Source organism: Methylobacter sp., assembly GCF_030680395.1.
Lineage (GTDB): Bacteria > Pseudomonadota > Gammaproteobacteria > Methylococcales > Methylomonadaceae > Methylobacter_A.
The window spans coordinates 18,337-28,447 of record NZ_JAUXVR010000017.1 but is presented as its reverse complement, the minus strand read 5'-3'; the positions used below and the strand labels follow the sequence as shown (position 1 = coordinate 28,447).

The window sequence follows — 10,111 nt, the reverse complement described above, 5'->3', positions numbered from 1 at the left end:
AGTCACATGGATGTGAGACTATGGCTTGGCATCAAGCCTAAATCAGGCCACAGCGGTATCGGAAAGTTACCATCCCTGGCTCTGGATACTGGCATCCCTGCCAGTATGACGGTGCTAGCTGAAGCATCTTGCTAATCAAGATCAATTATGGTTTAGTGCATCCAGAATTAAGCGATAGCGGCTTACCAGCTGGCCTTGATCTAAATATGAAGAAAATCAAGACATCTAAGAAAATCAAGAATATCAATCAAACGGATTTGTTTGATTTATTAGCGCAGCTAGAGCGATTGAAGGAGATCGAATCAGAATTGAATATGACCTCTTCGCTTGGGCTGTTGGAGTTAAACACGATTGTAGAAAAACAAGTTGATTGGGTTGATTCGGGACTATTAAGTTAGTCGTAATCCCTTGCAACTGAACCAGTGACCACGCACCGCCAATAGATGTAATGGTCCAGTAAAACAGAACACTCTCTTAAGCAGACTTCTTATAGATCTTCCGCCAAAGGCGCGCTGAGCGTGCCTTTGGCGGAACTTGAACCGTTCCCTATCGCACACGGCAGACCCATTATCCTACTACCCAATAACTTCCAAACCGTCCATATAAGCTCGCAATGCGTCAGGAATGCGAATACGCCCTTCTGCATCCTGATAATTTTCCATCACCGCAATCAGGGTTCTGCCTGCGGCCAGACCGGAGCCGTTCAGGGTATGTACCAACTCGGGTTTGCCGGTTTCCGGGTTGCGCCAGCGCGCTTGCAGGCGGCGCGCCTGAAAGTCTTTGAAGTTACTGCACGATGATATTTCCCGATAGGTGTCTTGCCCCGGCAGCCAGACTTCCAGATCGTAGGTTTTGGTCGATGAAAAGCCGGTATCCCCTGCGCATAACAACATCCTGCGGTAAGGCAGGTTGAGTTTTTTCAGGATAGCTTCTGCGTGATTGGTTAAATCCTCATGCGCTTGGGCTGAATCTTCCGGCTTTACTATTTGTACGATCTCGACTTTTTCGAATTGATGCTGACGGATCATGCCTCTTACATCGCGACCGTATGCACCGGCCTCGCTACGGAAACAGGGGCTGTGGCAGACGAATTTAAGCGGCAGGTCTTTGGCGTCGATAATCACGTCCCTGACGATGTTGGTGACCGGCACTTCGGCGGTCGGAATCAGGTATAAGGCAGGATCATCACTGGCCTTGAACAGGTCGGCTTCAAACTTGGGCAATTGGCCGGTGCCGCGCAAGCTGTCGGCATTAACTAAAAAAGGCACATAAGTTTCGTTGTAGCCGTGCTCGGTGGTATGCGTATCGAGCATCAGCTGGATAATGGCTCTTTGCAAGCGCGCCAGCGGACCGTTCAATACCACAAATCTTGCGCTGGCGATTTTGGCGCCCAGCTCAAAATCCATGCCTATCTTTGCGCCTAAATCAACATGGTCTTTAGGCTCGAAATCGAAGCTCGGAATGTCGCCCCAGCGGCTGATTTCGAGATTGTCGTCTTCGCTCTTGCCACTCGGCACGCTCTCATCAAGCAGGTTGGGGATGCCTTCCATCAAGGCGGTCATCTTGGCCTGAATGTCGGACAATTCGGTTTCCGCGGCTTTCAGTTCGTCGCCCAAATGCTGAACCTGATCCAACAACGGCTGCACGTCTTCACCTTTGGATTTGGCGATGCCGATGGCTTTTGAGCTGCTGTTGCGTTCGTTCTGCAATTCCTGGGTTTTAACCTGAATATCTTTGCGCCGGGATTCCAACTCGGAGTAATACTCAGGGTTAAAATCGAATGAACGTCTGTTGAGTTGTTCCTTAACAAAATCAAGCTCGGTTCTGAATAAGCGGGGATCTAACATGATTAAATTATTACCTTAAAATTAAAATATATGAGACGAAAGACAAAAGGCAAAGGGCGAAAAAAGCATGTGCCTTTAGCCCTTTGCCTTTTGTCTTTCGTCTCTCAAATCTGCCTGCCCACCAGTAAGCCCATCCAAATCACTAAAATACAAACCAGACTATTGCCGACAAATGTACTCAGCATTAAATTCAAGTGTGTGTCGAATGAATAACCCTGCTCTACCAAATACAGCAGCAAATATAAGCCCGACAAGGTTAAAAAAACACCGACTAAAATCACCGTCAATACGACACGATATTCCACGGATATCGCCACTTTCTGCAACAAAATAGCCGCTAACATACTGATCAAAAAAGCGAATATCGCGTTAATTGTCATTAACGCATAAGGGACGATGCCGCCCGACCATTGAATCACACCGTCCGAATAATAAAACAAGCCTCTGCCGCACAGCAAACCGAGCCAGATAGCCAATAAACAAGCGGTGATACTGGTGAATATATTCAATGCCGCCTTGGTTAAATTACCCTGCTCTATCAGATAAAAAGTTTCCAGAGAAAACGTGGAGAAGGTTGTAAACGCACCGATAAAGCCGATCAAAATGGCCGCTCTGTATTCGAATGTGATGGTGATGCGTTGCAGTATCAGCGATTCGGTCAGCAAGCCGAGCATAAACGAACCGATAATGTTGACAACTAAGGTTCCATAAGGAAACCCGCGCCCCAGCCACTGGTAAATACCCGATGAAACCAGGAACCGAATCACTGCGCCAAACGACCCGCCCAGTGCAACTGCAAGAATTTGATTCATAGACTAGAACTTAATGAAGTGCTCGCGGTAATAACGCAGCTCTTCGATAGATTCGATAATATCATCCAAGGCCTGATGCGAGGACTGTTTTTTAAAGCCGTCTTTGACATGGGGAGCCCATCTGGCGGCAAGCTCTTTCAGCGTTGAAACATCGATATTACGATAATGAAAATACGCTTCCAGTTTAGGCATGTAGCGATACAAAAAGCGTCTATCCTGACCGATGCTGTTTCCGCAGATCGGCGAGGTATTTTCCGGCACCCATTGCCTTAAAAATTCAAGCGTTTGCCGTTCAGCTTCAGCATCATCGACAGTAGAGGCCTTGACGCGCTTAATTAAGCCGGATTGTCCGTGGTGATGCTGATTCCATTCGTCCATTGCCGCCAATGCCGCATCGGACTGATGCACGGCCAGCACCGGACCTTGGGCCAGAATATTCAAATTTTCGTCGGTGACAATCGTAGCAATCTCAATGATCAAATCGTTGTCCGGATCGAGCCCGGTCATTTCAAGGTCTACCCAGATAAGATGCGATGGGTCCTGCGCCATTTATTGATTCCATTGTATTGAAGGTGGCGGTTAGTGTAGCATTGGCTAATGTGTACGTCTAACTCTTAAACTTTGAAGAATCGCGCTTATGAACAGCTTTACCATCATCTTTTTAATCGCACTAACCCTCTCTTTTTCAGTCCAGTTTTGGCTGGCTAAACGACACGCCGATTACGTTGCCAAGCACCGCTCCGCTGTGCCTGAAGCCTTTAAAAACACCGTCTCGCTGGAAGCTCACCAAAAAGCCGCCGACTACACGCTGGAAAAAAGCAGCCTGGGCAATATAGACAGCATAATCGGTGTGGTGCTGCTGTTAATATTAACCATCGGCGGCGGCATTAATTGGGCTTTCGAATTTTGGGCGACCACTGTGCAGTCTCCTTTGATAGCGGGTTTGGCGGCATTAGCCAGTGTTTTTCTGGTCATGACTGCGGTAGAGATTCCGACCAGCGTCTACCAAACGTTTGTGATTGAAGAAAAGTACGGTTTCAACAAAAGCACCCCGCAACAATTCATCAAGGATCAACTGCTGCAGCTGGTTTTAGTCGCCGCTATCGGCATGCCTTTGCTGGCTTTAATCCTGTGGGTTATGGATAGTATAGGTTCACTGTGGTGGTTATGGGCTTGGGGCATACTGATCAGCTTTTCGCTGCTGATGAGCTGGCTTTACCCGACCGTGATTGCGCCGTTATTCAATAAATTCACTCCGATGGAAGAAGGTTCGTTAAAAGACCGGATTCAAGGCTTGCTTGCCCGTTGCGGCTTTAGCAGCCAAGGCATATTTATCATGGACGGTTCCAAGCGCTCAGGCCACGGCAATGCCTACTTTACCGGCCTTGGCAACAACAAGCGCATTGTGTTTTTCGACACCTTAGTCAATTCCTTGGACGATGAAGAACTGGAAGCGATCCTGGCTCACGAACTGGGACATTTCAAGTGCAAGCACACTATTAAAATGCTGATCGCCAATGCCGTTATGACCCTGGTCAGTTTTGCGGTTTTAGGCTGGCTGATCGATCAGCAATGGTTCTATAACGGACTGGGCGTAGAGCAGCCCTCGCATGCCGCCGCCCTGTTGCTGTTCATGCTGGTATCATCGTCATTTACGTTTTTCATCCAGCCGATCATCGCCTACTTTCAGCGCAAATTTGAATTTGAAGCCGATAATTTTGCCTCAACTAATGCAAAAGCCGAAAAGTTGATCAGCGCCCTGGTCAAACTGTTTGAAGAAAACGCCAGCACCTTAACGCCCGATCCTTTGTATTCGGCTTTCCATTATAGCCATCCGCCTGCGGCTATTCGTATTGCCAATTTAGAATCCCAAATACGCCCTGCGTGATGGCTGATTTAATTGAAGGACTGGTCATCTCCCATTTAGGTCAGGGCATTGCGGTTGAACATGACGGAAAGATTGTGCTTTGCCAAACACTGCGACGGCTTGAAACCGTCGCAGTGGGCGATAGGGTCTTATGGACGCAATCTTCGCCCGATCAAGGACGCATAGAGGAAATCCTGCCCCGGCGTTCGTTATTGATGCGTCCATCCAGAAACGGCAAAACGCGTCCGGTTGCAGCCAATATCGACACCGTCTTTGTCGTCTTTGCTGTCGAACCTTATTGCGATTTTTTACTGATAGACCAGTACCTGGCTATTTGTGAGAATCGCAATATAGATGCGGCGTTAGTGCTGAATAAAACCGATCTGTTGCAATCGGCCGGTATTGAACAAGAACTGCTGGACTATACCCATCTGGGTTACGCACTGTACCGGGTCAGCGCCACAGCGGCATCGGGACTGGATGAGTTAAAGCGGGCCTTAAAAGATCAGGTCAGTATTTTGGCGGGACAGTCCGGCGTCGGTAAATCATCGTTAACCAATGCGATCATTCCCGACAAGGATCTGAAAACCAACACTATCTCGGAAACCACCAAACACGGACGACATACGACCACCGCAGCAACGCTCTACCATATGGACCAAGGCGGCGATTTAATCGACAGCCCCGGCGTTGCCATTTTCGGACTGGCCGGTCTATCCGAGCAACAACTGGCGTACGGTTATCGTGAATTTCAGCCCTTGATTGAACAATGCCAATTTAAGAACTGCCGTCATCTGGTTGATAAGGGGTGTGCGGTGCGTGTGGCGGCGGAAAACGGCGATATTTCAATGACGCGGTATCAGCGGTTTTTAAAACTTAGAGAGAAGATGCCGACGACGTATGTCTGATAGAAATTCAGCCAGAAGAATTACTTGCAGACTGGGAACTTGCCGTAATCTGTCATGCAACAAAGATTATCTGTGGCAAACAAAGTCATATCTACTTACAATATACGGTTTTGTTAGTCTTTTCGGTAACCTTTTAAGTACAGATAAAGCGGTTTTTTATGCAGTCTGTATGAACAAACGATCTAATCAAACACGAGAACTATGGAACAACACAATCTTACCCTAGGCATCCCCGGCTTTAACTATCCCGATTTATATGATTCTGCGCGTCTGAAAGAGCTGCTGGATGTGTTTGATGCTTCGGTTGAACGCCATGATTCGCAGCTGCACAATGAATTCAAAGCTTACCGCCAGAATCAGGGTGAAGGTGTGTCACCGGAGACTATTTCAGATTTGCTGGTGCGCATGGGACCTTATGTCGGTCAGTTTGTCGCCAGGATTTTTAATATTTCCGAGCAACATCAGGCGCAAGGCGCAAAAATCAAGGACGAGATTGACACCATTTTTATCTTTAAAAATGAAATAGTCGATAAGCTGGCTTTCTTCTTTAAAGGCCAGGATGCCGGCGATTGGGCTATTCCCGCGATCCTGAATCGTTTTGACCTGCTGATTGACGCAGGCTTCCCTGAAGCCAACCAAGATGATGATCCCGAACACCGCGTTGCGCGGGTCGGCGCTGTTATTGGACTGTTGTACAGCCATTACAAACTGATTGCCAAAGGCAAAGACAGCGATTACGAAAATGCCGACTTGGTCGCAGAAACATTGCGCGCCAAACTCGCCGCACACGAAGAAGCGGCAACCGAATTTAACGACATCATCAGCTTGCAGGATCCCGCCGAATTTATCAACGGCCTGATGGATGTCGTGCTGCGCTGGAGTTTTGTCGCCCAGCAGGATAACGATGTAGTTGCTAACTGGCCCAGTTTTAAGCTCCCGGAAAAACGCGACTTCGATCAACTGGTTGAGCATGAGCTTGTCGATCGCGGCGAATTTAAGGCGTGGATGGGCGAGCAGGAACACCGTCGTCGCCGAGATGGTTTCAAGCTAACCGACCCGCGTTTTAATGAACGCCAGGTATTGTCCGAAGTCAATCATTGCATTTACTGTCATGAGCGCGATACCGATTCATGCTCCAAGGGCATGCGCAACAAAAAAACCAATACTTTCAAGGTTGATCCGCTGGGCGTGACCACCATCGGTTGCCCGCTGGATGAAAAAATATCGGAAATGCATCTGGTTAAACGCAACGGCGACAATATCGGCGCGTTGGCGATTATTGTCATCGACAATCCGATGTGTCCGGGCACCGGGCATCGTATTTGCAACGAGTGCATGAAAGGTTGTATCTATCAAAAAACCGATCCCGTCGATATTCCGCAAATTGAAACCAGCGTACTGACCGACGTATTGTTCATGCCTTACGGCTTTGAAATATACAGCTTGCTGACTCGCTGGAATCCGTTAAACGTCAAGCGTCCGTACATGCTGCCTTACAACGGCAAAAATGCGCTGGTGGTCGGTTTAGGACCCGCCGGTTACACGATGAGCCATTACTTGTTGAACGAAGGTTTTGGCGTTGCCGGTATCGACGGCTTAAAACTGGAACCGTTGCCGGTAGAACTAACTGGCGACAGCAACAACCTGCCTGCGCCGATTGTCAACTTTCAAGATCTGTACGAAGATTTGGACAAACGCATCCTGGCCGGTTTCGGCGGCGTGGCCGAATACGGCATTACCGTGCGCTGGGATAAGAACTTCCTGAAAGTCATTTACCTGACCTTGCAAAGACGCGAAGCGTTTCGCTCTTACGGCGGCGTGCGTTTTGGCGGCACGATTACGATTGAAGACGCATGGAGCATGGGCTTCGACCATATCTGCATTGCCTCAGGCGCCGGTAAGCCGACGGTTATCGATATGAAAAACAATCTGATGCGCGGCATACGCAAAGCCTCGGATTTCCTGATGGCGTTGCAATTGACGGGGGCAGCCAAGGCTTCTTCGCTGGCAAATTTGCAGGTGCGTTTGCCTGCCGGCGTTATCGGCGGCGGCTTGACCGCCATGGATACCGCAACCGAATTGATGGCGTATTATCCGGTACAGGTCGAAAAAATCCTGCATCGTTATGAAACGCTGGTTAACGCATACGGCGAGCAATCCGTTCGCGGTCGTTACGACCAGGAAGAAACCATCATACTTGATGAATTCCTGGCGCACGGCAAAGCCATACATGCCGAACGCCAACGTGCCGAAGCGGAAGATGAACAGCCCGACTTCCAACCGCTGGTAGAAGCGTGGGGCGGCGTCACGCTGTTTTATCGTAAAGGCATACACGATGCGCCCGCTTATCGCCAAAACCATGAAGAAATCGCTAAAGCGCTGGAAGAAGGCATCGCCTTGGCCGAAGGCATGAGTCCGCTCGGCGCACAAGCTGACGAATACGGGCATTTAAACGCGGTAGAATTCGAAAAACTGGCACTGGAAGACGGACGCTGGAGCAACTCGGGGCAGACCGTTAATGTGCCGTTACGCAGCTTATACGTTGCGGCGGGTACATCGCCGAACACTATTTATCAAAGCGAATACCCTGATACTTTCGTGATGGATAAATGGTTTTTCCAACGCTATCAGCCAGAATGGACCAACGATTCAGTCGACTTAGTGCCGATGCACGATGACGCCATGCCCAAACTCGGCAAACCCGCGCCGCTGACGTCTTATCAAAAAGACGGCAAATTCATCAGCTTTTACGGTGACAACCATCCGGTTTATGCCGGCAACGTGGTTAAAGCCATGGCCAGCGCCAAAAACGGCTATCCATACGTGGTCAAACTGTTTGAGCAGGAATTGGCCGGATTGAATCCTGCGCAACAACCGGAACGCGACACTGCATTAAAAGCCTTGTTTGCCCGGTTGGACGACGCGTTTAAAGCCACTATCGTAGCCATTAACCGCCTGACGCCGACGATTATTGAAGTCGTGGTCAAAGCGCCGATGGCAGCGGAAAAATTCCATCCCGGACAATTTTACCGTGTACAAAACTACGAAGCCTTTGCGCCTGTCGTCGAAGGTACGGTATTGGCCGCCGAAGGCTTGGCGCTGACCGGCGCGGAAGTCGACAAGGAAAAAGGCACGATCTCCCTGATCGCACTGGAAATGGGTTCATCTTCGAGGTTGTGCGCAACCTGGAAAGTCGGCGATCCGCTGGTGATCATGGGCGTAACCGGCACCCCGACCGATATACCGACCGGCAAAACCGTGTTGTTGCTCGGCGGCGGATTGGGTAATGCAGTGCTTTTCTCCATCGGCAAAGCATTAAGAGCAGCCGGAAATCGGGTGATTTATTTTGCCGGTTACAAATACGCGCAAGACCGGTTTAAAGTCGAGGATGTTGAAGCCGCCGCAGATATTATTGTCTGGTCGGTTGATAAAGGCGAAGGCGTCACTGCCATCGCCCCGACTCGTCCGCAAGACAAGACCTTCGTCGGCAATATCCTTGAATGCATGCTGGCTTATGCTCACGGCGATTTAGGTGAACAGCCCATTTCACTGGCGGATGTCGATCATCTGATCGTGATCGGCTCTGATCGTATGATGGCAGCGGTAAAAAGCGCACGTTTCGACGTTCTAAAACCTTATTTAAATAAAGCGCATCATGCAATCGGCTCCATCAACTCGCCGATGCAGTGCATGATGAAAGGTATTTGCGCCCAGTGTTTATGCAAACATGTCGATGCCAATACCGGTAAGGAATACTTTGTGTATTCCTGCTACAACCAGGATCAAGATTTGGATAAAGTTGATTTCCCGCATCTGAATGCCCGACTGCGGCAAAATACCGTGCAGGAAAAGCTGTCTAATCTTTGGCTGGATTATTTGCTGGAGAAACAGCGCCGGAATTAGAAGCCATAATCACGGCACCTCAAAGCCGGACGTGGATATAATACCCATACGCGCCAACTTAATGACATATACATTAAAAATCAATAAGTAGGCGTGCATGGGTAGTCTTATAATGAAATATTCTTATCGTCAGTTATGCTGAGCCGAAGCGATAGAATATTGTTTTAACCTCAGGTATGAATGTTGACTTTCGTTCAGCGAAGTTCAGTCATGCCGGCCATCAAATAAAGTCAATTTGACCGACGCTAAAAGACTTCTGTTGGAAGCCTTATTTCGTAAGAAAAAAGCGCGGCCCATAACCAAACGCAAGCCCACATTCTGTTAAAGGCAACAACCGGTAACACATTATCCAGGCACCGGATATATCTTCTTCAATGCTGATAAAAACCACCAATTGGTATGTAAAAAAGGCCTGAAAGAAGCGGCACTGAAATACCCTTCTCCCGAGTCCCGGCCAAGCTCCCAAATTACATTGTAGAACTGTATCCTGATGCGCCGATATCCGTGTGGGATTGGGCAACCAGCCGATTGGCCTTCCCAGCCGCAAGCGCAAGCCATTATTAAAACACTATTGCCTCGCTGCCGATCAAGTGCCAATTACTGGTTAAGCCTTGGCTCATCACGTTAATCCGTCCAATCTTTACCTGAGGAATTAACTGCACAAAATTCGCCCCGCCCATCATCAACGCTTAAAAATTGCTAAATAACGTGGAATAATAGCCATCATCCCTAAGTACCTACAGGATGCAGGTACTTAGCGTAAGCGCGATTACA

The 10,111-nt window shown here is 48.8% G+C and carries 7 protein-coding genes; 4 read left to right on the top strand and 3 right to left on the bottom strand.

Features of this window, described 5'->3' with window-relative positions; translation table 11 throughout:
• The first annotated feature begins 128 nt into the window (after positions 1 to 128).
• Positions 129 to 398 carry a hypothetical protein gene (locus Q8L79_RS07560; protein ID WP_305269746.1) on the top strand — a complete coding sequence of 90 codons (270 nt, stop codon included), beginning with the start codon at positions 129 to 131 and terminating at the stop codon, positions 396 to 398.
• A 177-nt stretch (positions 399 to 575) separates the two neighbouring features.
• On the opposite strand, the gene serS is transcribed toward Q8L79_RS07560, so the two are convergent.
• From serS to orn, 3 genes are all read right to left on the bottom strand, one after another.
• Complete coding sequence (gene serS / locus Q8L79_RS07555; RefSeq protein WP_305269744.1) at positions 576 to 1,847, bottom strand: serine--tRNA ligase; 1,272 nt, start codon at positions 1,845 to 1,847, stop codon at positions 576 to 578.
• Between the two features lie 104 nt (positions 1,848 to 1,951).
• Positions 1,952 to 2,659 carry a fluoride efflux transporter CrcB gene (gene crcB / locus Q8L79_RS07550; protein WP_305269743.1) on the bottom strand — a complete coding sequence of 236 codons (708 nt, stop codon included), beginning with the start codon at positions 2,657 to 2,659 and terminating at the stop codon, positions 1,952 to 1,954.
• 3 nt (positions 2,660 to 2,662) lie between these two features.
• The gene (gene orn, locus Q8L79_RS07545; protein WP_305269741.1) at positions 2,663 to 3,208 is read right to left on the bottom strand and encodes an oligoribonuclease; all 546 of its coding nucleotides are present in this window, start codon (positions 3,206 to 3,208) and stop codon (positions 2,663 to 2,665) included.
• 88 nt (positions 3,209 to 3,296) lie between these two features.
• On the opposite strand from orn, the gene Q8L79_RS07540 reads away from it, so the two are divergent.
• The 3 genes from Q8L79_RS07540 (at position 3,297) to Q8L79_RS07530 (ending at position 9,337) form a co-directional block, all read left to right on the top strand.
• Entirely contained in the window at positions 3,297 to 4,547 is a 1,251-nt protein-coding gene (locus Q8L79_RS07540; RefSeq protein ID WP_305269739.1) for a M48 family metallopeptidase, read from the top strand.
• Positions 4,547 to 5,434 carry a ribosome small subunit-dependent GTPase A gene (gene rsgA / locus Q8L79_RS07535; protein WP_305269737.1) on the top strand — a complete coding sequence of 296 codons (888 nt, stop codon included), beginning with the start codon at positions 4,547 to 4,549 and terminating at the stop codon, positions 5,432 to 5,434. Before Q8L79_RS07540 ends, rsgA begins: the two co-directional genes overlap by 1 nt.
• Before the next feature lie 201 nt (positions 5,435 to 5,635).
• A complete protein-coding gene (locus Q8L79_RS07530; RefSeq protein WP_305269735.1) occupies positions 5,636 to 9,337 on the top strand; it encodes a pyridine nucleotide-disulfide oxidoreductase in 3,702 nt (1,233 codons plus the stop codon).
• Positions 9,338 to 10,111: the final 774 nt, after the last annotated feature.